The 25,951-nt window shown below is 43.6% G+C and carries 27 protein-coding genes and 1 riboswitch; of the genes, 9 read left to right on the top strand and 18 right to left on the bottom strand.

The genetic code is table 11. From position 1 onward, the window contains the following. Positions 1-100 precede the first annotated feature (100 nt). From ACGTN9_RS16350 to ACGTN9_RS16320, 7 genes are all read left to right on the top strand, one after another. The gene (locus ACGTN9_RS16350) at positions 101-289 is read left to right on the top strand and encodes a hypothetical protein (RefSeq protein ID WP_499594642.1); all 189 of its coding nucleotides are present in this window, start codon (positions 101-103) and stop codon (positions 287-289) included. A gap of 290 nt (positions 290-579) precedes the next feature. Next, entirely contained in the window at positions 580-1,308 is a 729-nt protein-coding gene (locus tag ACGTN9_RS16345) for a hypothetical protein (protein ID WP_499594639.1), read from the top strand. An 18-nt stretch (positions 1,309-1,326) separates the two neighbouring features. Beyond that, positions 1,327-2,064 (top strand): oxygen-insensitive NADPH nitroreductase, encoded by a 738-nt coding sequence (nfsA, locus tag ACGTN9_RS16340; protein ID WP_499594636.1) that lies wholly within the window; start codon positions 1,327-1,329, stop codon positions 2,062-2,064. A 99-nt stretch (positions 2,065-2,163) separates the two neighbouring features. After that, entirely contained in the window at positions 2,164-2,907 is a 744-nt protein-coding gene (locus tag ACGTN9_RS16335) for an NAD-dependent protein deacylase (RefSeq protein ID WP_499594634.1), read from the top strand. A gap of 71 nt (positions 2,908-2,978) precedes the next feature. Then, positions 2,979-3,980, top strand: a complete 1,002-nt coding sequence (locus tag ACGTN9_RS16330) for an aldo/keto reductase (protein ID WP_499594631.1) — start codon at positions 2,979-2,981, stop codon at positions 3,978-3,980. A 341-nt stretch (positions 3,981-4,321) separates the two neighbouring features. Further along, the gene (locus ACGTN9_RS16325) at positions 4,322-5,452 is read left to right on the top strand and encodes a CapA family protein (protein ID WP_499594629.1); all 1,131 of its coding nucleotides are present in this window, start codon (positions 4,322-4,324) and stop codon (positions 5,450-5,452) included. A 117-nt stretch (positions 5,453-5,569) separates the two neighbouring features. After that, the gene (locus tag ACGTN9_RS16320; RefSeq protein ID WP_499594627.1) at positions 5,570-6,046 is read left to right on the top strand and encodes a DUF456 domain-containing protein; all 477 of its coding nucleotides are present in this window, start codon (positions 5,570-5,572) and stop codon (positions 6,044-6,046) included. A gap of 203 nt (positions 6,047-6,249) precedes the next feature. Here the strand turns inward: ACGTN9_RS16320 and ACGTN9_RS16315 are convergent, their stop codons facing one another. From ACGTN9_RS16315 to ACGTN9_RS16305, 3 genes are all read right to left on the bottom strand, one after another. Then, positions 6,250-6,714 (bottom strand): helical membrane plugin domain-containing protein, encoded by a 465-nt coding sequence (locus ACGTN9_RS16315; protein ID WP_499594624.1) that lies wholly within the window; start codon positions 6,712-6,714, stop codon positions 6,250-6,252. Then, positions 6,707-9,661 carry a formate dehydrogenase subunit alpha gene (gene fdhF / locus ACGTN9_RS16310; protein ID WP_499594621.1) on the bottom strand — a complete coding sequence of 985 codons (2,955 nt, stop codon included), beginning with the start codon at positions 9,659-9,661 and terminating at the stop codon, positions 6,707-6,709. Before fdhF ends, ACGTN9_RS16315 begins: the two co-directional genes overlap by 8 nt. Before the next feature lie 87 nt (positions 9,662-9,748). After that, positions 9,749-10,339 (bottom strand): DUF2087 domain-containing protein, encoded by a 591-nt coding sequence (locus ACGTN9_RS16305; RefSeq protein WP_499594618.1) that lies wholly within the window; start codon positions 10,337-10,339, stop codon positions 9,749-9,751. Between the two features lie 135 nt (positions 10,340-10,474). Here ACGTN9_RS16305 and ACGTN9_RS16300 point away from each other — a divergent pair, with 135 nt between their 5' ends. Continuing rightward, a complete protein-coding gene (locus tag ACGTN9_RS16300; RefSeq protein ID WP_499594615.1) occupies positions 10,475-10,825 on the top strand; it encodes a YflT domain-containing protein in 351 nt (116 codons plus the stop codon). A 312-nt stretch (positions 10,826-11,137) separates the two neighbouring features. Here ACGTN9_RS16300 and ACGTN9_RS16295 read toward each other — a convergent pair whose 3' ends face one another. From ACGTN9_RS16295 to ACGTN9_RS16255, 9 genes are all read right to left on the bottom strand, one after another. After that, a complete protein-coding gene (locus tag ACGTN9_RS16295) occupies positions 11,138-12,619 on the bottom strand; it encodes a phospholipase D family protein (RefSeq protein WP_499594613.1) in 1,482 nt (493 codons plus the stop codon). Then, entirely contained in the window at positions 12,616-12,753 is a 138-nt protein-coding gene (locus ACGTN9_RS16290) for a hypothetical protein (RefSeq protein WP_499594610.1), read from the bottom strand. The genes ACGTN9_RS16295 and ACGTN9_RS16290 overlap by 4 nt, the downstream gene beginning before the upstream one ends. An 87-nt stretch (positions 12,754-12,840) precedes the next feature. Further along, entirely contained in the window at positions 12,841-13,452 is a 612-nt protein-coding gene (gene thiT / locus ACGTN9_RS16285; RefSeq protein ID WP_499594608.1) for an energy-coupled thiamine transporter ThiT, read from the bottom strand. An 89-nt stretch (positions 13,453-13,541) separates the two neighbouring features. After that, a riboswitch (TPP riboswitch) is annotated at positions 13,542-13,645 on the bottom strand. A gap of 70 nt (positions 13,646-13,715) precedes the next feature. Continuing rightward, positions 13,716-15,728, bottom strand: coding sequence for a penicillin-binding transpeptidase domain-containing protein (locus tag ACGTN9_RS16280; protein ID WP_499594606.1), 2,013 nt, complete (start codon positions 15,726-15,728; stop codon positions 13,716-13,718). A 241-nt stretch (positions 15,729-15,969) separates the two neighbouring features. Continuing rightward, the gene (locus ACGTN9_RS16275; RefSeq protein WP_499594604.1) at positions 15,970-16,395 is read right to left on the bottom strand and encodes a universal stress protein; all 426 of its coding nucleotides are present in this window, start codon (positions 16,393-16,395) and stop codon (positions 15,970-15,972) included. Positions 16,396-16,465: 70 nt separating this feature from the next. After that, a complete protein-coding gene (locus tag ACGTN9_RS16270) occupies positions 16,466-17,200 on the bottom strand; it encodes a peptidoglycan recognition protein family protein (RefSeq protein ID WP_499594601.1) in 735 nt (244 codons plus the stop codon). A gap of 136 nt (positions 17,201-17,336) precedes the next feature. Continuing rightward, the gene (locus tag ACGTN9_RS16265) at positions 17,337-17,900 is read right to left on the bottom strand and encodes a hypothetical protein (protein WP_499594598.1); all 564 of its coding nucleotides are present in this window, start codon (positions 17,898-17,900) and stop codon (positions 17,337-17,339) included. Between the two features lie 59 nt (positions 17,901-17,959). Next, positions 17,960-18,304 carry an ASCH domain-containing protein gene (locus tag ACGTN9_RS16260; RefSeq protein ID WP_499594596.1) on the bottom strand — a complete coding sequence of 115 codons (345 nt, stop codon included), beginning with the start codon at positions 18,302-18,304 and terminating at the stop codon, positions 17,960-17,962. A 104-nt stretch (positions 18,305-18,408) separates the two neighbouring features. After that, positions 18,409-19,413 carry a serine hydrolase domain-containing protein gene (locus tag ACGTN9_RS16255; RefSeq protein ID WP_499594593.1) on the bottom strand — a complete coding sequence of 335 codons (1,005 nt, stop codon included), beginning with the start codon at positions 19,411-19,413 and terminating at the stop codon, positions 18,409-18,411. Positions 19,414-19,769: 356 nt separating this feature from the next. Here ACGTN9_RS16255 and ACGTN9_RS16250 point away from each other — a divergent pair, with 356 nt between their 5' ends. Beyond that, positions 19,770-20,192, top strand: coding sequence for a VOC family protein (locus ACGTN9_RS16250; RefSeq protein WP_499594590.1), 423 nt, complete (start codon positions 19,770-19,772; stop codon positions 20,190-20,192). 130 nt (positions 20,193-20,322) lie between these two features. On the opposite strand, the gene ACGTN9_RS16245 is transcribed toward ACGTN9_RS16250, so the two are convergent. From ACGTN9_RS16245 to ACGTN9_RS16220, 6 genes are all read right to left on the bottom strand, one after another. After that, on the bottom strand, positions 20,323-21,048 hold the full coding sequence (locus tag ACGTN9_RS16245) for a GntR family transcriptional regulator (RefSeq protein WP_499594587.1): 726 nt from the start codon (positions 21,046-21,048) through the stop codon (positions 20,323-20,325). Next, complete coding sequence (gene nagB / locus ACGTN9_RS16240; RefSeq protein WP_499594584.1) at positions 21,038-21,799, bottom strand: glucosamine-6-phosphate deaminase; 762 nt, start codon at positions 21,797-21,799, stop codon at positions 21,038-21,040. Before nagB ends, ACGTN9_RS16245 begins: the two co-directional genes overlap by 11 nt. Further along, positions 21,799-22,980 carry an N-acetylglucosamine-6-phosphate deacetylase gene (nagA, locus tag ACGTN9_RS16235; protein WP_499594582.1) on the bottom strand — a complete coding sequence of 394 codons (1,182 nt, stop codon included), beginning with the start codon at positions 22,978-22,980 and terminating at the stop codon, positions 21,799-21,801. Before nagA ends, nagB begins: the two co-directional genes overlap by 1 nt. 120 nt (positions 22,981-23,100) lie before the next feature. Continuing rightward, positions 23,101-23,856 (bottom strand): alpha/beta hydrolase, encoded by a 756-nt coding sequence (locus tag ACGTN9_RS16230; RefSeq protein ID WP_499594579.1) that lies wholly within the window; start codon positions 23,854-23,856, stop codon positions 23,101-23,103. A 38-nt stretch (positions 23,857-23,894) separates the two neighbouring features. Further along, on the bottom strand, positions 23,895-24,737 hold the full coding sequence (locus ACGTN9_RS16225; RefSeq protein ID WP_499594576.1) for an SDR family oxidoreductase: 843 nt from the start codon (positions 24,735-24,737) through the stop codon (positions 23,895-23,897). 246 nt (positions 24,738-24,983) lie between these two features. Next, a complete protein-coding gene (locus ACGTN9_RS16220; protein WP_499594573.1) occupies positions 24,984-25,910 on the bottom strand; it encodes an LCP family protein in 927 nt (308 codons plus the stop codon). Positions 25,911-25,951: the final 41 nt, after the last annotated feature.

Below are 25,951 nucleotides of genomic sequence, written 5' to 3'. Positions count from 1 at the left end.
TCTCAAAAAGTCCCCCATTTTCCCCTTTTACTGTCACAATGGGTTACCGTCTGCATATTTCGGGAACTTAATTAACATACTAAAGCAAGGAGGGTTGAACATGATCTGGTTAATGTTTTTAGTACCCCTTGCCCTACTCATCGCTATTGCCATCTATATTGAGAAAAGAGGCAACAAAGCAGTCGCAGATGCTGATATGACGATTCAGGATAAAGAAATGCTGACAGAAGAATACTTGGATCGCAGCGCCCAAAGTGAAGTCCACAGACCTAAAAACAAGAATATATAAACAAGGAACGCCCTGAAACCAGGGCGTTTTCTTTTATATATAAAGTGTAAACATGTTAGGGCTTTGCTTGTTCTGGGAACTCTGCAGATGCTGATTAGACCTTCCAACAGCCTGGCACATAAAATCCACCTAAAAACGAAAACAAAAATCAAAATGCTAAGAGCTAGCCAAATTTGAAACCAGCTTCTTTCCTATTATATGGAGGCTGGTATTTCTAATTGGAAGTTGTTGTAATCCCACGTTGGTAATGGTAATTTTTAATAGAGAAGAATAATAGAGGAGCTAAAAAAATGAAACACGTGTTATTTTTCATTATGTTGGGTATGGTGTTGATATCTGCAGGCTGCTCACCTGATCAAGGACAAGCAACGGAAGAAAAGATGGACGTGAAAAAAGAAGAGGTCAGTCCCAAGGTAGAAGAAGAAAAAGGAGAAGACGAAGAAGCTCCGAAAAAATATCGAATCCAACTCGGAGAAGAAACATTTACGATCGACTTAAAAAAACATCCGATTTTGAATAATTTTTTAAGTGCATCTTCTGACCCTGGAGCCAAGCTGGAGACAATGAGCTTCATTCCGATCACGATGAACGAACATGCCGATAAGGCCCTGATCGAATTCGCTTGTCATGAAACACGCTGTTCATACTTATTGATCGACTTCTCTGAGGAAATATCGATTTTGATGGCTGATTTAGCAAAATTGGAACAGGTGCAAGTATCACATGACAGCCTGATCGCGATGAAATTCAGCAGGAATAACGAGCAAGGGGTTACGACCAACCACGTGGAAATAGTGGATTTACAGACGCTTTCTGAAAAGAACTTCTCTATCGATTCGGATACATATCCCGGGGTAAGCTACGAAGCTTATCAATATCCAATCGAAAATATGAAATGGACCGAATCAGGTGAATTGACAATTGATGTACCCAAAGTGGAGAATTACGCTTCCTACAACCTTGAAAATTGGAGGTCAAAGGGCTCCCCTACTACAGAAATCATACTAACTATCAATTAGCTATAAAGGAGAATCACCATGAATGAAATGATCGAAAACTTATTAAGCCACCGCTCGATACGTAAGTTCAAATCCAAACAACTGAACCAGCAGCAAATTGAATCGATCGTTAGCAGTGCACAGCACGCATCCACATCCAGTTATATGATGGCTTACTCCATTATTGGTGTAACGGATGAAAGCAAAAAAGAACAGTTAGCTGAGATTACCGGACAATCGTATGTTAAACATAACGGACATTTCCTGATATTTTGCGCAGACTTGAACCGCGTGACAGTCAAAGCAACAAGTGATGAATATGAAAACATGCTGGATAACCTGGAAAATAGTGAACATTTTCTCGTTTCAGCCATTGATGCGGCACTTGCTGCACAAAATGCTGCCATAGCAGCTGAATCCATGGGCCTTGGCATCTGTTATATTGGAAGCATCCGCAACAACATTGCTGCAGTCGATGAACTTTTCCATTTGCCAAAACATGTCATTCCTTTATTCGGTATGGCCATCGGCTACCCTGCCCACCATCCAGAACCCAAACCACGCCTTCCGATCGATGCTGTCTATTTTGAAAATGGTTACCAGGACCATGAGAAGGCGTTGGATCGATTCGATGAAAAAATTGGAAAATATTATGCGAAGCGTTCGGAAAACAACCGACAAGACACGTGGACCGATCAAATGAAGCGTCGTTTCCAGAAGACAATCCGGATGGATGTCACGGATCACGTGAAAAATAAAGGCTTCAATAAAAAATAGTAATCCGACAGGTCCCCTTACTTATATGGGGATCTGTTTTAATTTTCATTGGTACTTATCCTATAATACAAGCAACGATGATGTAATCAGGAGGGATCTATGGTGCAACCACTAAAACAAATCGCTGAAAAATTACTACAGGCAAATTCCATCGCTGTACTTACAGGCGCAGGCGTATCTACTGCCAGTGGTATTCCTGACTTCCGCTCCAGCCAGGGATTGTGGACGGAGAATCATGCACGTGAGTATTACATGTCGAATCAGTACTTTTACAAAGACCCCGAGGATTTCTGGAAGAAGTATAAAAGTATCTTCCGACTGAAACTGCTGAAAAATTATCAACCGAACCACGTCCATAACTTTTTCAAAAATCTGGAAGACCATTCCAAAGACGTAGCTATCATCACTCAAAATGTGGATGGTCTTCATCAGGTGGCTGGAAGCAGTCGTGTGCTTGAATATCATGGAACTTTGAACCAGGCAACCTGCCCCGCTTGCGGGACCTCCTATCCATTGGATTACGTGATGGCAAATGATATTCCCCGTTGTCAGGAAAGTGGGTGCGGCGATGTCCTAAAGCCGGATGTCGTACTATTCGGCGATATGATAACGGCCCATGATCAAGCGGAAGCTATTATCGATAACGCCGATGTCCTGCTGGTAATGGGCACGTCTTTATTCGTTACTCCATTCAACCTGCTTCCAGAATACGCAGCTTGTCTTGGGAAACTGGACACGATCATGATAAATGGCGAACCGACGGACAAAGATTATTTATTCGACCATGTCGTTCACTCTGATTTGAGCAAGGCAGTAAAAGAGCTTAACAAGTTAATGGAATAGAGCCGCTACGATTAAAGTGCACCTATAACGGGAAGAGCGTTAGAGAGACTTGCAGTATAGGAGTGATAAGCTTGGATAGAATTCAAATCAGCAACACAGACATGAAAGCAAGCCGGATTGGTCTTGGAACATGGGCGATCGGCGGCTGGATGTGGGGTGGAACAGACGAAAAGGAATCCATCCGTACCATTCACACAGCACTTGATAAAGGCGTGAATTTGATCGACACAGCACCTGTCTATGGCTTCGGCAGATCCGAAGAAATCATCGGGAAAGCTGTAAAAGAACATGGAAATAGAGATGACATCATTCTTGCTACCAAGGTGGGGCTGGACTGGAAAGATGAACAGCCGTTTCGTAATGGGAGCAAGGAACGGATCCATCAGGAAATCGATGATTCTTTGCGTCGCTTACAGACGGATTATATCGATATTTACCAGGTCCACTGGCCTGACCCCGTCGCTCCGATTGACGAAACAGCGGAAGCATTGAATTATCTGTATAAACAAGGAAAAATAAGAGCGATCGGAGTCAGCAACTTCACAACGGAACAAATGGATTATTTCCGGGAAGCTGCACCACTGCACACATTGCAGCCGCCATACAATCTATTTGAACGGGAATCGGAAAATGATCTCCTTCCTTATGTGCAGGAAAACGATATGACTTCCCTGCTATATGGCTCATTATGCCGCGGCTTATTGTCCGGTAAAATGACGAAAGACCGCAATTTTGAAGGTGATGACTTAAGAAAAGAAGATCCGAAGTTTCAGTCCCCGCGGTTTGAACAATACTTGTCTGCAGTGGATGAGCTCGATAAACTGGCGCAGGACCGCTTTGGAAAACGCGTGCTTCACTTAGCTTTGAAATGGGTGATTGAACAGCCTGGCGCCAATATTGCCTTAATGGGCGGTCGTCGTCCCGATCAGATGGATCCAATAGATGAACTTAATTTTGAAATCGACGACGAAAGCATGCATGATATTGATGAAATCCTGATGAGACATATTAAAGATCCAGTGGGACCTGAATTCATGGCGCCGCCTGACAGACAACAACTGGGAATCAAATAACGATGAATGAAAGGTCCGGTGTGAAACCGGGCCTTTTTTAATTGAAAAAGGGGAAAAACTAGGTTCTATTATCACTTCCTGAACCCCTGTATAAAACCTGCTGCCTTAGCGCCTAAAAATTTGTCTCAACATATCCCACCTTCCTTCCTCCTAACGTTTGTTAGTCCCTCTTAAAAATCAAGAAGAGCAATGTTGCCACTGGTTATAATATCCTATATTGCAATATTTTTATTGTATTGGTTACATTTGTATATTACGATGGTTTTGTTAGACATTTAAGTCTAAATTTGTCAAATAGAATGCTTGGCAGGAGAATTTTCATACATAAGGAGTAATGGTAGTTGAAACGTACGCTCATATTAATCATATGTTTACTTATTTTTGTTGCTGGCTGCAGTTCTGCGAAGGAAGATGGAAATCATACAGGAAAGGTCAAAGCGGAAGGAAATCCTGATGTTTCTGAAACAACAGAAGAAACTGAAGAAACCACCCACATACAAGACCCAGAATCATCCGAACAGGAAAAAGCGCAATCGTCAGAGATGACCCTCACCTTCACTGGGGATGTCCTGTTTGCCTGGTCACTGGAACAGACCGTTGCGGAAAGTGGTTTTGAATATCCATTCCAGCATGTAAAGGATTACTTTTTACAGGATGACTTTACGTTCGTAAACTTTGAAACTCCTGCAACAGAACGAGGGGTCAAAGAAGATAAAATCTACAATTTCCGGACCAAGCCTGATGCGATGGATGCATTGGCGAATGTCGGCGTCGATGGCGTTGCGCTCGCCAACAACCATACGCTTGACTTTGGAATTGACGGGTTACTTGATACGCTGCACTTTGCTGATGAGGCTGGATTAGCTGCCATTGGAGGCGGAGCTAATGAAAACCAGGCCTATCAAGCCTATGAAACTACCATCCAAGATAAAAAAGTTGCTTTCTTGAACTTTTCAAAAGTACTTCCCTATATCGAATGGTATGCTGTCGGGGATCGTCCTGGGGTAGCCAGTGGCTATCAAATGGACCGCGTGCTCAAAATCATTGAACAGACCAAGCAGACGAATGACTATGTCTTCGTTCAAATTCACTGGGGAAAAGAAAAAGATACCCAATTCAATGAGTCTGAACAAGCTTATGCTCATGCGATGATTGATGCGGGTGCTGATGGGATCATCGGCAGCCACCCCCATGTGCTTCAGGGCTTTGAAATCTACAATGGAAAATTAATCGCCTATTCTCTTGGCAATTTTTTATTTCCGGACTACGTAAAAGGGGAAACGGCTCAGACAGGTGTGTTACAGCTTGAGATTGATGAGAACGAAGAAGCGACTTACCGCTTCCTTCCTCATTTTATTGAAAATGATGTCATCAAGCCCCACCCGGATGCAAATGGGCTGGCAAAGGCATTAGAACAACGCTCGGCTCCTGGGATCACGATTAATGAAGCATTTGAAATTACTGAACAATGATTGGCTGGCGCATAGGGAGAAAACCTGTGCGCCAGTTTTCTTTATAGTGTAGGATAGAAAATAATAACAAATTTGATTTATCGCTGATCATCCACAGTAAAGATAGGAGGTAATTCAATGGAGTTTATACTATGGACAATCATTGTCGTGTTATTTCTATTAAGTTTTGCCAGTCTTATTTTCCCAATCATTCCAGGAACAGTGGCACTCTGGGCAGGATTTTTGATTTATCAGTTTTTCATCAACAGTGATGGACTCTCCTTCTTCTTTTGGACAGCCATGGCACTGCTTACACTGATACTGATTGTTTCAGACATTATTGCGAACAGCTTTTTTGTAAAAAAGTATGGCGGCACGAAGTGGGGAGAAAGGTCAGCTGCGATCGGTGTCATCGTCGGTTCCTTTATCATTCCTCCGTTTGGGCTTATCATCATTCCGTTCCTTGCGGTATTAGTCGTGGAACTGCTGCAACAGCGGTCTCCAAAAGAATCCATGCGTGCCAGCATCGGCTCATTGCTCGGCTTCCTCAGCGGCTCTGTTGCCAAAATAGTGATCCAGTTAATCATGATCATCTGGTTCTTCATTGCCATATAAAAAAAGCGTAAGCGCCCCGAGAGACACGACACGCATAAGCAAAACGGCTGGAGGAAGGGGACCTTTCCTTCCGCAAGACGGGTTGCTTATGTCACGAGTGTCTGAGAGCTCGAGCTAGCCAATACTTCACGGAAGAGTCCGTATTTTACACTTACTTATTGATATAAAAAATCCAGCACCTATTCCGGTGCTGGATTTTTTCACTATTCTCTTCCCATTCCCTTTAAAAATTGCATCAGCATCGTAACACTGCGATTGATTTCCGGATCCTTCAACGCTTTGGCAAGATCCATGAAACCTGTTTTAGACTCGGGTTCTTTCTCTGTTTCTTCCATCCCGCGGTTGATGCGATCGGATAGACTCCTGATGGCATCGACATCGAGATCTCCCAGCAGGAACATGAAACCGGTGAGATTTTCAATTACCCCGGAATACTGGTCTTTGTTCAGTTCCGTAGCCAGTTTCCCCATCGCTTCTTTTCTGTGATTGGTTAAGGCGTACATTGCTTGCAGCATGTCAGCATCATCGAGAGACTTGAGGAGCTTGATTCCCTCTAGAATCGCATGTTTATTTTCAGATAAGGCTTCCTTAATCTCCTCGACATCTTTCTCCACTTGTACTTCCTTCGGTATTTCCATCCGTTTGATATTAGTCAGTGATTTAGCCATTGTTTTTCACCTTGCTTCCCGGGAATTCATAGTCTTCACGCTGCCATTTTCTTTCCACTTGAACACTGAGTTGTGGCTGACGATTGCCGCGACGATGATTATTCGGCGGAATTGGTGATTTTTCTCCTTTTTTCGTGACAACTTCCATCTTAGCCGCAATTTCTTTATAAGCAGGTGTATCAGTATCTTTATCGACACGATTGTCCGTCAGGAAGTTGACAGCTGATTTTCCATTGGCGCTCATTGGAATGTACAATTCTTTTCCTTTGACGCGATCGGTGATTGTGACGATGCCTGTCGCTTCTCCTGCTTCAGAAATCAGCTTGATTTCTCCTCCTTCTTTCAGCCCTCTTTCTTCTGCGAGTTCCGGTGAAATTTCTACCCAGGCACTAGGAGTTCTACGTACAATACCTTCTGATTCATACGTCATGTTACCTTCATGGAAATGCTCTAATAGACGACCGTTGTTGATATGAAGATCATACTCTTCTGTCACATCATATTTTAATTCAAAGTCCAGCGGATAGAGCTTTGCTTTTCCGTTATCAAAATTGAATCCATCCTGATAGAGCAGCGGCTCATCCGTACCATCTTCATGAACTGGCCATTGAAGGGAGTTGAAGCCTTCCAGCTTTTCATAGCTTACGCCGGCAAAAAGCTTAGCCAGGCCAGCAGCTTCTTCCATGATCTGCTCTGGATGAGTGTATCCCCAGTCAAAGCCAAGTTCTTTCGCGATAAGCTGGATGATTTCCCAGTCAGGCTTTGTATCATACATTGGTTCAATCGCCTTATAAAGCCGCTGAATTCGGCGTTCTGTATTCGTGAATGTGCCATCTTTTTCAAGACTCGCCACTGCAGGCAGGACCACATCGGCGTATTCAGCAGTTTTGGTAAGGAATAGATCCTCAACCACCATGAACTCCAATTTTTCAAATGCAGAAGTGACATAGTTGATGTTGGCGTCTACGATACCAGTATCTTCCCCTTTGACGTAGAAAGATTTCAACTTGCCCTCATGCATCGCTTTAATTTGCTCATGGTTGTCCATCCCCACTTCTTTTGGAAGATCTACGCCCCAGGCTTTTTCGTACCGCTTACGAACGTCATCATCAGTGACAAATTCATAGCCCGGGAAATAATTTGGCATGCTTCCGAAGTCACTGCAGCCCTGAACATTGTTGTGACCGCGAAGTGGATAAGCACCTGTACCTGGACGGCGGTAATTTCCTGTAATCAATAGCAGATTGGAAATCGCCGTACTGGTATCACTGCCAAGCATATGCTGTGTAACACCCATCGCCCAGCAGATAGCTACTTTATCCGTTTCGGCAATTTCTTTTGCCAAATCTTTCAGTTCTTCCTGAGAGATGCCCGTCATCTCTTCTGCATATTCCAGGGTGTATTTTTCCAGGCTATCCCGGTACTCTTCAAATCCATCCACCCATTCATCGAGGAAGTTCTTGTCTTCCCATCCTTGATCCAAAATATATTTGGTAACTGCAGACAGCCATACCAAATCAGTTCCGGATTGAGGCTGATAAAAACGGTCGGCACGGGTAGCCATTTCGTGCTTGCGTAAATCGAACACGAATAACTTCTGCCCATGCAGCTTGTGGGAACGTTTAATCCGGGAAGCTAATACCGGATGAGATTCTGCTGTGTTGGAACCGATGGTAATTACCAGATTCGCTTTTGCAATATCTTCGATGGAGCCAGAATCCCCGCCATGGCCCACCGTACGGAACAGTCCCTTCGTCGCTGGCGACTGGCAATACCTGGAGCAGTTATCCACATTATTTGTACCAATAACCTGGCGGGAGAGCTTCTGCATCAAATAAGATTCTTCATTTGTCGCTTTGGAAGAAGCGATGAAGCCTAAGGCATCCGGGCCGTGCTCCGCTTTAATTTCCGTGAAACGTTTGGCTACATACTGGATAGCTTCATCCCATTCCACTTCTTCGAAATGATCTCCACGGCGGATCAATGGTTTTCTCAGGCGCTTTTCACTGTTGACGTAGTCCCAGCCGAATCTTCCTTTGACACATGTTGCGATTCCATTGGCAGGGGACTGTGCGTGAGGCTCTACTTTTAATACCTCTCGATCTTTTGTCCATACATCAAAACTGCACCCGACACCACAATACGTACATACCGTTTTCGTTTTCTTGATACGGTCTTCTCTCATAGCTGCTTCTGTATCGGAAACAGCCAGCAATGGACCGTAGCCGGATTCAGCTTTCTTCGTCAAATCGATCATGGAACGCAGGAGTCCAGGTTCCTGATCAGTCAGGTATCCTGCTTCCCCTTCCATATCCTTTTCCAACAGAGCGTTACAAGGGCAAGCGGTTACACAAAGGCCGCAATTGACACAGGAGGACTGGTCGATCGGTACATCATTATCCCAGATGACACGCGGTTCTTTTCGCTCCCAGTCAATGGTCAATGTTTCATTGACAACAACATCCTGGCAGGCTTCCACACAGCGCCCGCAAAGAATGCACTGGTTCGGGTCATAACGGTAAAAGGACCCGGATCTATCCGTTTCATAGGAAGTAGGCTTGAACTCACGAGATTGATGCTCTAAACCAAAGTCTGCGACCGCATTATGTATTTCACAGTCGCCGTTGTTGTAATCACAGACCGTACAATATAGTTCATGCTTTTCCAGGATCGTATCCAATGCTTCTTTCTGGGCATCATGTACTTCTGCAAGATTGGTCATGACGCGCATGCCCGCTTCGACTTTCATACCACAGGCACGTTTCAGTTCCCCATTCACCTGGACGATACAAGTATCACAGGTTTCGATGGGGCCAAGCGATTCGTTATAACATATTTGAGGGATATTTTCTCCCGTCGAATTGATCAGATCCAATAGATTCTGCCCTGGATCCGCTAAGTATTCTTTTCCGTTGATGGTAACCACGGTATGGTCACGCTCTAGCATACTATCTTCCCCCTATTGTAATGATGAGATGCAGGTTAGATTATTCGCATTATATAAACTAGTAACCTGTTTAGGGGGAGACAAAACCTATTTTTCGATAACAATCGGCCAAATTTCCTTAGGGTTCAGCTGATAGCGATTGTTTTCCCGATACATGAATTGCTGCATCACCCATTCTCTGCGTATCGTGGCAAAGTCTTCATGGAAGGTTTTAATATACGCATTGACCTCTTTTTCCTCATATACTTTCCCGGGTTCAAAATGCTCGACAAAGTAGCTGAGAATGACGAGTTTCTTCTTCAACTGACTCGGAATCTGCTTTAACTCCCCTTCTTTCGTTACAAAATTTTTGATGATTTTATGCTTTTCTGCTTCGGTCATTTCCAATTCCTGTTTCTTCACAAGATTCTCCTCCCCGATTCGTATGATTGCTGTGGCCATGTATTCCAGTTTCTTTTCATCAAGTTGAAAGTAAATCGTATTTTTTTCTCGTCTCGCATAAACCATGCCGGTGTCTTTCAGCTTTGCGATATGATGGGTAATCGTTGGCGGCTTCAGTCCAAGCTTATTCGCTATTTCCTGTCCGTGGAGTGGTCCTTTTTTCAGTAATGCCAGGATTCTTATTCTTGTCACATCCCCAACAGCTTTATGAAATTGCACCATTTTATCTAATTGCATGTTTTCACCACCTAATTAAATATATATCTAATTAGATATTAATCTAATCTTATTCCTTTGTCAATGTTTCAGAAGTTTGCATAGCCTGCTTTAGGGTTATAGGGATGATGTATACCTTATAAAGGAGTGCGTATAATGAAACCATTTATTCGAGAATATACCAACGATGAAAAAGTAATCGAAGATGTGAAAAAGTTAAAAGATCGCGGGATTGATAGCGACAATGTCTATGTATTGACCCACGATGATGATCGTACGGAGCGCCTGGCCAGCAATGCCAGTGCGAACACGATCGGATTTTCCGAGCAGGATTTCAAGAATGCAATCGGAAACCTGTTCAGTAAAAAAGGGGACGAACTGCGTACGAAATTAGAGGAAATGGGCTTTAGTGAAGAGGAAGCGGATAGTTATGAAGAAGAAATGGATCAAGGGAGAGTACTGCTGCTGGTAACTGAGACCGAAGATGTCGAGTCAATTTTAGCCTAAATAGATAAAAGAGTGTGAAGCCGTCTGTTATGGCTCACACTCTTTTTTATTTGCTCCTATGTCGTATTATTTTGTCTAGAAAAAGTAATTTTTGTCTAGTTAATTATTGATTTCGTCTAGTATTTTCTCAAAAATGTCTAGTAAAATCCGGAAATTGTCTAGTTACAGCTAAAGTTGTCTGGTATTAAAAGCTTTTGTCCAGTAAAAGAGCTGAATCCCAGGACCTTCCGTTACAAAGGGACAAGGATTCAGCCATTTTTTCAGGTTTGTTCACCCCGCACACGACATTCAACCAGGGATGATTAGGCGCGCTTAATAGGTGGTAAACCAGACCAGCTTTTGCAGACGGTAAGTCAGGCTGAGTAAAAAGTTCAACTCACTTTCATTTTCTTTGTAGGCTACGGTATACGCGCCGCCTTGGTTCGTCCACATATTTTCAAAATAATCCCTTACCTCCTGGATTACTTGCTCCTTTTGTGGCGCCTGGATTCTTACATCTGCCTCCAGATTCAAGTTAGCCAGGTTACGTCTCGTATAATTCGCTGATCCGCCAATAATCACATGGTCACCTTTTGCTTTATCAATGTAAAGCATTTTTGTATGGAACTGTTCTTTACCGACGTTATACCAGCGTATGTTCATATTTGGATGATCCAGCTTAAACAATTCAGCCGCGACCGGGATATTCGGCAATCCTGTCTTTGTATTGCCAAAAGCTGTCTTATTCGGGTCGAGAATAATATTGACCATTGCACCATTATCAGCCGCTTCTATTAAACGGCCCAGTATTTTCCGATCAGCCAGGTAGTACATACCAAGCCAGACCTTATCATTTTCTGAAGCATTCTCTAAGTCAGCTAAAATCGCTTCATAAATTTTACGTTCAGTCAGAAACTGGGCATTGATGCTGCCGGTTTGTTCTTCAAACTGATAGCTTTCGATATCAGGATAATCGACTTCCTCCTCGGCGGAATAGTCGACGATCGCTTTTTCTGCTTCTAAAATATCTTTCTGTATCGGTCCTTTCATCTTGAACGCCACATTTTCATGATAACCACTGGCATCATGAGGGTTGGCGGTAGATACAATCGCCGCATCTTCTGTAACTATCAGCTTGCGGTGATTCGCCTTGATATTCATCATTTTCACATAAGAACGGAAGGTGATATCAGGAGCCTGTTTCGCCATCGGGTTGCCTATCCAGCCATCCCCTTTTTCCCCGAACCATTGGAAAAAGGTCCGGTAAACCGATGAATACAATGGATTAGAGTCCCTTAGTTCGCTCAGGCTGGTCATCACGACGTCCACATCATTCGCGCGCAGCCGCTCAATCGCTTCCGGCTGGTAGGAATTATAGACCGTATTGACCTGGTCGGTAATAAACACTGCCTTCAGGTCAGGATGCTTTTCTTTTTGCTTGATGATAGCATCAGCAAGCTCTTTTGATATTGGGGGAAATTCTCTCTTTCCATCTGTATAACCGTTGAACAGAAACATATCAATCACGACAAACTCTTCCGCCTCTCCGATCAGATCATTGATTTCCTGGAATATCTCGCGGTCATGGACGGTTTTGCCGTTTTCGTCCGGGTAGGTCAAATCGCGAAAGAATTCAACCTGTTTCATGTCGTGTACATTGCCTTCATAAGAGAGCCCTTCGGGTAATGTCTTATAGGAAGTATTGTAGAATATCACGCCGGATAACCATAGCACCACCGCTATGAATAGCCAGCTTCGTTTTTTCTTAAGTAATAATTTCATTCTGGTTTGGATGCGGGCGAATTTGTTTTTCACTTTTCCTGTTCCTCTACTTTTTCATAGCATGCATTACAGTACAATTGTTTATTCTCATAGAAACCATTCAAAAAGCCGTCCTCACAATAAACGCTTTTTCCGCACTTACTGCAGCGACCTACTAATTCTCTCATATTCCCTGCCCCCTTTTCTCCATCATACTATATACCCCCCTGATAAAAAGAAAAACCTTGCCAGAAATAATTGGCAAGGTTGATGATTTAATTCAATTGTTCCTTAGGTCTTGCTGCCGCCCGGTAGGAAGCCTGTTCCTGATCATTCAAAAGAATTCGCGGCTGTTTGTGGAATAAATATCCCAAGCCGAGCGCACTAATGATTGCTGCTGGCACCATATAAGAAGCATTGTATACTAACGAGTAAATCCATACATTTTCTGCATCGGTATATTCGGCAAAAAATACGACGCCTGCGATGAAGTGTCCGATGAACCGGAGTGTACTTCCAAGCAGTATACCGAGCGTTACATACGTGAAAAACTTCTTCGTATTATGGTTGATTAACGCCTGTTTGACTGTGTGAGCAAAAATACCGGCTAATCCTAACAGCGTGAACGCCAGCCCGTATTCAATAACCGCCTGCACCGGCGTCAAAATATAAGCCTGTCCGACGATGATCTGGAAAATCCCGTAAAGCAATCCGGTCAGCAGTCCACCTTTTAATCCCCAGCGGAACGCAATCAGAAAGACTGGCACCATCGCAAGCGACACCGAACCGCCCTGCGGCATTTTGAAAATCGGGATGAAGTCCAACAGTGTCGCAAGCGCTGCAAAAATCGCCACCTCTACCATAAATAACGTACGTTTGTTTCTCATGAGTCAATCACTCCCCTTGTTTTTTGGCAACAAAAAAAGCAATGCCAAGGGGGAAGCTTCCAGATGGACGGATTCCGTTTGCATTGCACCATCATAAAAGCCACCATTCCTACGCTAGTATTAACTAACAGGTTCGAAGGGTAAGGACACGAGCGCCCACTCTCAGCCAAATTCGGCTCCCCTTGGAAGGCTTTGAATCTATGCTTTTTTTGTACTGCATCTATTATAAAAAACTATCACAGATTTAGCAACAAGCGACCGGTTCATTCCATATTCCGGAATAATCCTGCGGCCTGTTTGACAACGTCCCCGCTTTTGGCATTTTCTTTCATCATTGCAAGTAATATATCCGTATTTTCGGTCGGATAAACGACAAACCAGCCGTTTTCCTTTCCTTCCTCATCTTTTGTACGTTTCAATTCAGCTGTCCCTGTCTTTCCGGATAATGAAGTTCCTGAAATGTTAGCAGCACGTGCCGTTCCTGCTTCATGAGCAACCACCTGGCGCAGCGCATTTTTAATGACATCATTGTATTGTGGGTCGGTCACACCCTCTTTCCAAATTTCCCGCGTGTTTTCACCTTTAACAATCGTAGGCTTCAACAAGTTACCTTCATTGAAAAATGGGGTATACGCTGTCGCGAGATGGATCAATGACATTTCCATTTGGCCCTGTCCATAGGCGGTGTTTGCCATCAGCAAATCATCGGAAAACGTATCTTCATTGGAAATCTGCGAGTTATATACAGGGTATTCGATCGGAATTTCCTGATTGAAACCAAACGATTCCAAGCCGGCACGGAAGGTTTCCTGTTCCATCTTCAAGGCTGTTCTTGCAAAGAAGATATTATCGGAGCGAATCAGTGCATTGGTGACATCGACAGGTCCATTAAATTCTGTGACCCGACTGATCTCATAATTACCCCAGGACCCATCTTCTTTTGCCCACGTTTTGCCATTAATGTCAATGGTTTCTTCTGGTGCGATGACACCATTACTCAATGCGATCGCCGCCGTAACCGGTTTGATGGTTGACCCTGGTGCAAAGGTATACATGGAACGGTTCAAGCTGGGCTGTCCTGTATCATCAAGCTCTTTGGTCGTACCATAAACCCTCAGGTTCGGATCGATAGCGGGAGAACTGACCAGTGCCAGTGTTTCACCAGTAGTCGGGTGGATGGCCGCCGCAGCCCCTGCTTTTCCTTCATAAGATTGATAGATTTTCTTCTGGAGCTCAGCGTCTATCGTAAGATGTACATCCTCCCCATGTTCTACTGGAGTTTCAGCGATGGTTGTGGTTCCTTCCTCCGATTTAGCATAAATAGTGACTCCAGGGGACCCGCTTAAGGTGTCTTCCATCTTTCCTTCCAGCCCGCCATGACCAATCATGCTATTGGCATGATATTTTTCGTCATCCAATTCTTCTAAATCCTCGGCAGTCACCTGGCGGATATAGCCAGTCAGATGGGCGGCTGCTTCTCCATAAGGGTAGTCCCGTCCGGTGGTTGCCTGGGTAGAGACAGGTTCCATGGCAACCAGTTTTTCTATTCTCTCCTTCTCATCTGCGGGTATCTTTTTCAGTGGTACGAATTGACCCGGGTTTTTTTGTACCCAGCCGGCACTCAACTTTTTATCAATATCTTCTACAGCCATATCCAGGAGTTCGGAAATCTTCTGTTTCATCTCTGCTTCCTCTTCCCCAAGCTGTTCCGGAATCACACCGATGTTCAGAAATTCAGCATTAATGACCAGACCGTTGCCATTGCGATCGTAAATTTCTCCTCTGACAGGATTCTTAGTGGATAGTCCTACTTCCTGGCCCTCAGCTATCTCCGGAAAAATGAATCCCGGGTTCCAGTTGACATACCAGTTTTCTTTCGTTTCACCGTCTGCTTCCCGTTCTTCTTTCGTCAGCGTCGCCTCATAATCAAATTCGATGTCACCTGCAACCGATGTCATCGAAACTTTGAAGGGAATGGTTTCTTCTGTCTTCTCCTTATCCTCTTCCTCTTCTTCCTCTTTCTGCTCAAAGGTCACTTCTACATCTTTAATAGAAAAATCCTGATAGATTTTTTTAAAGCGATCGACCGCTTCTTCTTTTGTATAATGTTCTTTAGAGGAAGCAGCAGTCATGTCGTACATTTCTTCAAACTTCTGATCCTGCCATAAATTTATGTATTTAGTAAAACGCTCTTCCGCCGTAGGCTCATCTTTATTACTGCATGCCGCTGTAATGATCAATAAAATAATCATCAGGGCACCTGATAATTTCCTCATAATATCCTCCTTTTGGAAAGTTATTAGCTCTTTTATCTTATCATATCTGCATCTAATTCAGGAATCAGCCGTTTGGAATTATCGCTGAGTCAAAGGTCATACACGTATGGTGCCTGGAAAGTAAGTCGATTCCCTTTTCTATTCGTATTCCAGGCTAGGTTAAAAGATGTTGCCGTTTGTTTCTATGAAACAAATAAAAAAACCTTCCTTGTATGCCAAGGAAGGCGGGTGATTGTTTTTATTAAGGAACAACGGTGACTGGCACATCAGCCGTATGCAGGACGCTATAACTGATGCTTCCTAATACAGAACCTTTCACTCGACCGAGACCACGGGAACCCATGATGATGCCTTTCACTTTTTCCTTTCGTGCCAAACGGCAGATTTCATCACTGGCTATACCGATCAACATCACTTTTTCTACCGGCACATCACTATTTGACAATAGCGGTTCGGTAGCCTGGAATGCTTCATCTGCCATTTCCTGCTGGTACTCTTTAATTTGCTCTTTCGTAATAAACCTGCGGATATTATGTGTATTATATTCAGGCTGTACGTGCACAAGTAAAATTCCACTGCCAGTTTCTTTTGCATGCTCAATCGCATATTCTAAAGCCCGCAAGGAATGTTCGGAACCGTCTACCGGTACTAAATATTTTTGCTTCATCAATTCCAGCCCCTTTCCACACTCTCTAACCATACTGTCCGTTTATACTTCTATTATACCATGAAAGTATTCACCCTCCGCTTTCAACTTTGACATATTTAGGGCTCGCGGTAATGTAATATACATCCCCTTTGCTGTTTTTCACACGGTACTGATAACCCGCCTCCACTTTCACCTTTGCTGTAATTACCGGGAAGCCATAGCCTTTTTTTACGGTTCCCGCAACATCGCCATCCTTCCAGGAGGGGCGGGCGTAAAATCGTAAGCTTCCAGGATGAATCGACTCCACCCGCTTTCCAAGATAAGAAGTTCCCCTCGTGGAGGCTTTGTTTTCTCCGATATTTCCTATAAATTCATCCCATACAGGTAAAAGTGGCCGCGGGCAATTTTTGCCGCTCCATTTTTTATGAGGGACGATTCGACTCAACGGGATCCCGTGACGCTTCTGCAACGTGCGAATCAGCAGGATCGCCCTCTTTACCGCTTCTTCGAAATTACCATCCTCATGCTCACATATTTCCACTCCGATCGAATTTCGATTTCCTTTCCCATTGCCGTCACCCGCATGCCAGGCACTTTCATAGTCAGGCAGATGCTGGATGATCAAGCTATCATCCACGGTATAATGCCAGCTGACCTGCCGGCTGCCGTCCAGATTCCTCATATATCTGCCATGCATTAGGGCATCTGCACCCCATGAACGGTTTCCTGTTGTATGGATCGTTATGTAATCAGGTCTCATAGCATATCCAGGGCGGCATGGATGATTTTCCGGCAGGATCATCGGCTTGATGTTAAGTAACATTGGCACTCCCTCCTTACCACTATAATCGAACCCAGTGGCAGGAAAAGTGCCGAACTAATATATATTCGCAATCGGGCAGTAGTAAGGTCAGTTAAAAGTCACATTTTACTAGCATAAAAACATCTGGTTGCTCCTGTTATTGAAATAAATAAGGGTGATAAATTTCAGTATTGTTTTTGTCGAACAAGGTTACCTCGGCAGGAAAAGGATTTTCAATATCAGGAGGCAGCATATGGTATTTAACATATGTTTTATCACTAGAGACAGTGGATGTGAAATTAAATTCTTCATCATATAAGTCAGTTTTTATGTGGTCTATCTTCATATCAGGATTTCGCCCCACTACCACACCGTAAATGCCATCACTTGTTTTTATTTTTTGATAATCAACCACATCATCCCCATCTCCATGCCCAGCGACAACAATTTTAAATTTCCCATTCCATCCTTTGATTAATTGAGCATATCCAATATTACCGCTTTTTGTCCGGAATGAGGCAATATAAGAATTTGTATCATCTAATTGAACACGCTTTATAACCTCAGGCTCAATTAGACCTGATCCCCTGTTTATCCATTCTTTTAATTCAGATTGAATTGAAGTTGTTTTATCTTCGATATGGTATTGGTTAAAATAATTAAACGAATAAATTATAAAGATAATTGAGACAAATAAAAGCAAATATATAACCTTTTTCAATATGTTCCTCCCCCATAATTTAAGCCATGCTTTACACTTCTGCTATGTAAGTTTAAAACTCATTTTAAGTATCTTAACTTTATAGCCAGTACCCCCCACTTTTTTTCTTGTTCTGGTGTATATATTTCGTAAGTACCCTTGAGCATTTCATCCAGGGTCCATCCTTCCCCACCTAAATCTTCAAAAGGAATGGTTTCATACAGTTGCTTGAAGGTATCGAAGTTTCTTAATTTGGTAACTTCAACAGTAAGAGAATCGTTTTGTTCAGGTAACTTGATAAATTCAATTATATGCCCAACCTCAATTTTTCTTCTCTTCTGATCAAATAATCTTACTTCTACTGTTTTTTTACCTTCTTTTATGTGATCGAAATATGTTTTGTATAACCCCATTGTATGTTTCATCACTAGACTCCCTGTTAAATTGTTATCTTTTTAAGCTGGTCTACCTACACAATTATTTAAAAAATACATTCTTAAAAACTTGAATAGTCAAACTTAAGTGATATCTACTGAAAAGTATCGGCCACTATATTGCTGAATTCTTTTAAGTAATATAGATAATTCTCATTACCATAGTTGTATCTTTTGTTATACATTTTTGCCACTACCACGTTGTATTTTGGTATCACTAACAAAGTTGGCCCCGTCACACCTAAGATTTGATAGGAACCGCTCGGTACTCGGTCCCCTAATTCACTCAATTCTCTAGGAATATCCTGTACAAACCAAAACATTCCATTACGAGGGAACTCTTTTGCTAAGTGATCCGGTGTAAGTATGCTGGTTGCCAGTTCAATAACCTCTTTAGGGACAATTTGCTTCCCATTGAATTTACCTTTATTTAGAAAAAGGTTCCCCCAAAGAGCAAATTCGCGCGTAGAAACAAACAAATTGGATTCCATGCCATCTTGAGCCGAACCTGTTGTATCTTCTCCAATCTTATTAGGATCAATGATAACTTTTACTAAATCATCACTGTCTTGAGTTTCCCATTTTGTCCGCTTCATCCCCATTGGTACGAACACTTTTTGATACAAAAATTTTGGAAAGGAAATACCATATAGCTTATGTATTAATCGGGTCATCATTTTAATGTTGATTCCTCTGTAGGCCCACTTTTCACCCGGGTTAAACTCTCTGATTATCCCCCCGTCTGAAGTTTCATCCAAACCATGGGTATGAGTTACCAGATGGCGTATGGTAGTATTTCCAAGTATGTCTGGGTCGATGTCTTTAAAATACTCACTTGCATAATCATCAAGGCTATGTATTTTTCCTTCATATAATGCAAAAGCGATACACAAACCTAAGTAACTCTTCCTGGCAGATGCAACATTGAATCTGGAATCTTCATTTACAGGCCGTGCGTTGTACGTATTGGAATGATATCCACTAAAATGTTCTAATACTATCTCATTGTCTTTTATTACAGTAAGTGCAGCAGCAGAACTTTTATTTTTTTCTTTAATATCTTCTACCCAGGAAACCATATCTTCGTACGTTGAACCCATTCCAAATCCCCCCCTTTTTAGAAACCTATAACCAATTATTTCAAAATCACGACTTTTTCACAATGTTTGTTTTCTACTAAAAGAAGCTTACCCTTATCTAGGACAAGCCTCTTTTCTTTCATTCAACTAAACGGTCCTTTTTGTGGTTTAATTTAACTTTTTTATTCCAAAAAACTGCACAACCTTAAACTAAAGAAGGAACGACTACTTTTATTGTATAATATCTAATGTAAACTAATGGGGGATCAGCGATGATGATACATCTTACCTATAATCCCCGTGCCCAGGACACGGTTTTAGATAAATACATTTTATTGTGAAAAACTCACTTTGTATTTTTTATAGGAGGTAATTAAATGAAGCCTAGAGTATCTGTAATCACTATTGGCGTAGATAACCTAAAAAAATCGTTACATTTTTATCGTGATGGTCTCGGGTTTCCGACTGATGGAATAGTTGGTGAAGAGTTCGACCACGGGGCTGTAGCTTTCTTTGATTTGCAACCTGGTTTAAAACTTGCTATCTGGAATCGCAAAGATATTGCCCATGAAACCAAGGTTGAGGTTCATAGCCCAAGTCCTACAGAATTTACTCTCGGCCATAATGTAAATAGTAAAGCCGAAGTGGATGCGGTTATGCAAAAAGCTAAAAATGCAGGTGCTTTAATCAATGATCCTGCTCATGATACATTCTGGGGAGGTTACTCTGGACATTTCCAAGATCCAGATGATCACTTGTGGGAAATTGTGTGGAACCCGGCATGGGATGAAATAGTATAACCTCCAATACAGACAGGTTGATAATAGCCTAATAATGGGCTTTACCGACTGTAGATGGTGACGCGTCTTACTATTTCTACAAAAACATAAGCGGACTCAAATCCAGAGGATTCAGCCCGCTTTTTTCCTGTTATTCCCGAGTTATCTCCGCCAGAAACTTATACCGGTCAGCGCGATATGCCGACTGGACTAATTCGAACGGCGTATTATCGGTAGTAAATGTCAGCCGTTCGATGCCAAGCAGGGCAGCATGCAACGGAATAGCCAGTGCTTCTGCCTCTGCTTCGTCAGCCAGGGAAGCTTCAATCGCTTGTTCCGCGCGGCCGATGGTAAGTCCGAGTTCTGATTCGACGTAGGCGTAAAACGATTGTTGGATATGTTCCTGCGTCAACCCCGGCATCAACGTATAGGGGATGAAGGTCGTTTCCAAAGCCATGGGGACTTCATCGGCAAGGCGAACACGTTTGACTTCAAATACCCGTTCACCCGCTTCAATCTGAAGTTTCGCTGCAAGCTTGGACCCCGCCTCTTTCACATCGAAACTCAACAGTTTATTCCCCGGTTTCAACCCTCTTCGTTTCATATCTTCCGTAAAACTGGTCAATCCGGTCAACGGCTGTTCCATTTTGGTTTCAGCAATGAACGTCCCTTTGCCTTTTTCCCGGTACAGCAGTCCTTCCATCACCAGGTTATTGACCGCCTGGCGTACCGTCATTCGACTGACATCATAGGTCTCGGTCAGAGCTCGCTCAGAAGGAATCGCTTCGCCAGGTAAAAATTCCTGTTTGGCGATCCGCTGCCTGATATCTTCCTCAATTTGATAATACATTGGGAGAGGAGATTGTTTATTCAGCATGGCTTCTACTCCTTCCCTGAACAACACCCTGATAGGCGCTTTCGTCAACGATCAATGTCACATCGGGGTGGTTCTTCAGCGCAGAAGCCGGAAATGCTTCGTCTATTTCCCCTTCAAGCAAACGCTGGATTGCTGGTGCTTTATCCTCCCCGGAAGCAAGCAGAATAATCTGTTTACTTTTTAAAATCGAGCGGATACCCATCGTGATAGAATGAGTCGGTACGTCTTCAGGTGTCGGGAAAAAGCGAGCATTTGCTTTTCTCGTTGATTCCGTCAAAGTAACGACATGCGTAGTTGAATCAAATGAGGTACCGGGTTCATTAAAACCGATGTGACCATTTATGCCAATGCCTAACACTTGTAAATCAGGCGGACCAATTTCATCGATCAATCCTTCATAGCGCTGGCATTCATGATCGATATTTTCAGCATTTCCATTGGGCAAATGGGTATTGGAGGCATCGATATCGATGTGATCAAACAACTTCTCCCGCATGAAATAATGATAGCTTTGCGGATGGTCTTCTTCTAAACCGACGTATTCATCCAGATTCAGCGTGCATGCCTGACGGTAACTTACTTTTCCTTTCTTATATCCCTTGACCAGCTCTTCATAGGTATCCAGAGGCGTTCCGCCCGTAGCTAACCCCAGTACGGCCCCTGGATTTTCAACTATTTTACTCTCAATGAAATGGGCTGCAGCACAGCTCATTTCATGGTAGTCCTCTTTTACAATCACTTTCACTGCCATCAGCCCTCCCGTTCATATGCGACATATCCATTACAGATTGTCATGGCTACATCGAAATCCTCATCCAAAATTACCAGGTCAGCATCTTTCCCGGTGCTGATACTCCCTTTCCGGTCAAAAACACCAAGCTCTCTGGCGGCATTTTCCGATGTGAGACGAATAATATCCAGCCATGACGGTGCTACGATTTCTTTCATATTGGCTACCGCCTGCTTCAGGGTCAGAATACTGCCAGCCAGTGTGCCGTCGTCAAGACGAGCTTCATTATTTTTAACCGTAACCTCTTGCCCGGCAAGGTCATAATTCCCTTCCGGCAGACATTTAGCGCGCATCGCATCGGTTATCAGTATCATACGCTCGGGACCTTTCGATTGGTAGGCAAGCCGCACGGCATCCCTGTGAGCATGGACCAGATCGACAATGATTTCTGTCGTCAATTCCTTGTGTAAAAGCGCCGCTCCAAGCGCTCCAGGCTCACGATGATGGAGTCCACGCATCTGGTTGTATAAATGGGTGACATGAGAAGCTCCATGTTCCACCGCGTCGGTCACTTCCTGGTAGGTCGCATTCGTGTGGCCGATCGAAGCGACAATACCTGATTCATGTAAATGCCTGATCAGCTGCAGTGCCCCTGGTTCCTCAGGCGCGATCGTAACCAGACGGATGAGCCCGTTGCTTTCTTGCTGCCACTGATCAAATTGAGGAATATCAGGCGCAATAATATGATCGAGCGGTTGTGCGCCTGCTTTATCTTTCGAAATGAATGGACCCTCCAGATGTATGCCGATGACTTCCGCACCTGCTCCTGCCGTTTGCTCTTTAATATACCCGGCCGCATTTTTCAAAGCTTTGGAAATTGCCTGGTGCGACTGGGTCATCGTCGTGGCAAGAAAACTCGTGGTCCCTTCCTGGGGCAAGGCCTCTGCTATACCCGTCAGTGCTTCAGGGGTAGCATCCATGGTGTCATGGCCGGCTGCTCCATGGATATGGACATCGATGAAGCCAGGAAGCACGGTCCAATGCTTCCCTTTTCCATCAATTACGACATCAGCCTTTCGGTCAGACAAGTCTCCCTCGGTAACCGTTGAAATTTTTCCATTCTCGATCCAAAGGGAACCGGTGATTACTTGGTTATTATCTACGATGATTTGGATATTTTTCATCATCAATGTACGGGGCATGTTGTTCCCTCCTTCGGTGTTTCTGCTAGCTCTATTATAAAGGGTTCATATATAGTTGTCTATACCAGTATATGGATTAATTAAATGTTCTGGAACTTAGTATCACCGAAGGAAGAAATGTTATTTAGTCATCGTATACTGTTGAAAAAATTCCAGACTCCTTTCGATAATCAAGTCGAAATCATTATCCAGTGTGGCAACATGATAACTATTTTCCAAATGGACAAGCTCCGTATGTTCAGAAAAAATCGTATCAAAAATATACTGAGCATTATCCGGCGGTACGACATGATCTTCATCCGACACAAAAATTAAGGCAGGACAGTGGACATCGGCCAAATCAGCACGTACACCGTGCAGCAAATCCAGCAATTGAATGACAGAAGCATAGGGAACCTTGTCATAAGCAAGCTCCTGAACTCCTTCTTTTTGAATATCAGAATGAATCGATTCCAAATACCTGGATTGATTCTCTTCTTCTCGCAACGCTTCCATCTGCTGCATTTCAATGGCCGCATTGATCAATACAATCCCTTTGAGATCATCATGCTGTTCAGCAAGATGTAAAGCCAGCGTGCCGCCCATGGAAAGTCCAACCACAAACTGAAAACTCGTCCGTTCTTTCAGCCAGCCAAGCGCTTCCTCTACAGACGCTACCCAATCCTTGTAAGTGGTTTTTTCCATGTCTTCATAATGGGTACCATGACCGGACAATCTCGGCATTGCCACAGTAAATCCCGACTTGGCATACGTTTCGGCAAGCGGGCGCATACTTTGCGGCGAACCTGTAAACCCATGTACAACAAGAATCCCCAAATCATTACCTTCTTGATAAAATGCTTCCGCTCCCGGAAGCACAGGATAGTTCTCTTCCATCATATTTTCCTCCTCTACTTTTCCTGGACGATCAAGCCTTATCTTGATAGCTGTCGCAATACCAGCCTTTCCCACACCTTCCATGGGAGGAGTCGTTTTACAGCCATCGTGGTACGTACTCCTTTACCAATCGGATAGCGCACCTTCCTCCAGCGGGATAGATCCGCAAGCTTGCTCGTGTATGTGGCTACAAGCGTGGGGTCGGCCATTTTTTCCCGGCTTGCTTCCATATAATCCTTGATATGATCCATATAATCCGCGTATGGGGAACCGGGGTGACTTGCTTCTTCTGGTATGTAGGTCCCTTTCGTCCAAATATTCGTGCGGAATGATCCAGGTTGAATGACTGCTGCGTCAATCCCAAACGGTTGCAATTCCAACCGTAGACTTTCCGTAAAACCTTCCACTGCATGCTTGGAAGCAACATAAGGAGATAGCCCCGGAAATGCCACCTGCCCACTGATACTGCTTACATTAAGTACTTTTCCAAATCCTTGCTTTCGCATGATGGGAAGCACCATCTGTGTCACAGCAATCATCCCGAAAAAGTTGGTCTCAAACTGCTTTCGATAGGCCTCAACCGGAACTTCTTCCGCAAAACCCCCGACTGCAAATCCCGCATTATTGATTAACACATCGATACGATCAATTGTCGTCAGGCTTACCTGGAAGGAACGGAGGGAATCATGATCGGTCACATCCAGCTGCCTAGGGATGATACGATTCCGTACGACAGGATCCTGAATTTCTTCTTCAAAACGATTGGCATACTTCATGTTACGCATCGTTGCAATCACCCGGAATCCTTTTTCTGCACATTTTACCGCTGTCAGGTATCCAAACCCATTGGAGGCCCCTGTAATCATTACCGTTTTTGTCATGGCAGACTCCTTTCTAACCGCTTTTTTCCATAGTACCACGCTGGCATACCGTGTAAACCCCTTGGATAATAGCGGCCAGGCATGATTAATACACTTCCTATAAAAATAGGTCGCTTTACTCGGGGGAAGGAGGGGAGCAGTCGCCCCCATGCCTAATCGCAGGAAGATCGTTCACCTCAACATTTTTATGAAACACGAAAAAGACTGTCGATCGTTTTTCGACAGTCTCGCTGAATGAATCGCTTCCTATAATTCCTGTTTAGAAATCATACTATTCACTTTCGCTATTTCTTCCGGTGATACCTGCAAATAATAGATGTCATTGACATAGCTGTCTTTTCCTTCTATTTGATACATGTTGATATTTTCCAGACCGTTACGATAATGAACAGCCAGCGTCCTTAACTCATCCAACGTGAGGTTGGTCTCCATATTCTCAGCCAGTACATGGAATATCCCGTCCAAATTGACAACTGCATGCAAACTCATTCCCTGGGCCATCAACCCTTCTACCACCTCACGCTGCCTGTGGTTCCTGCCGATATCCCCTTTTGGATCCTGATCACGCATTCTTACATAAGCAAGTGCCTGCTCACCTGAAAGGGTCTGGGGACCTTTTGGATAGTCGAAACCACCTTGTACAAACGGAAACTCGTTGACTACTTGCACACCGCCTACTGCATCAACCATTTGTTTCAAACCAGCCATGTTCATCGTGGCGTAATAATCAAGCTCGATATCCAGCAACTCTTCCACTGTGTTTATTGTCATGTCCACTCCGCCGAACGTATAGGAATGATTAATTTTGTCATAGCTGCCATGCCCAGGAATCCACGCCATCGTATCCCGCGGAATACTGATTAAATGCATTTTTTCTTTTTTCGGGTCGATATTCATGACGATAATCGTATCAGGCCTTCCCACATCTGCTTCCCGCTCATCGATTCCCAGTAATAGAAAATTCAACGGATCGTCTTCTTTCATCTTATGCTTGCTTTCCTTACTGTCAATAGCAGTGACTGGCTCGAATAGTTCACCGGATACTGTGTAATGGACTTTCTGATAAAGAAATAATAAGTAAGCACTCATGCCGCCGACAATCATAAGCACTGCCATTCCGACAACCAACAGCCATTTACGTTTCCTATTTAAGTCCTTCCACTGTTGTTTCATTATCGCACCCCACCCTTACCGCATTATATGTTGGTAAGGCA

Origin of the sequence: Halobacillus sp. B23F22_5 (assembly GCF_043497085.1) — a bacterium.
GTDB lineage: Bacteria > Bacillota > Bacilli > Bacillales > Halobacillaceae > Thalassobacillus.
Note: the sequence above shows the minus strand (reverse complement) of the source record. Positions and strands in the feature narration are given on the sequence as shown.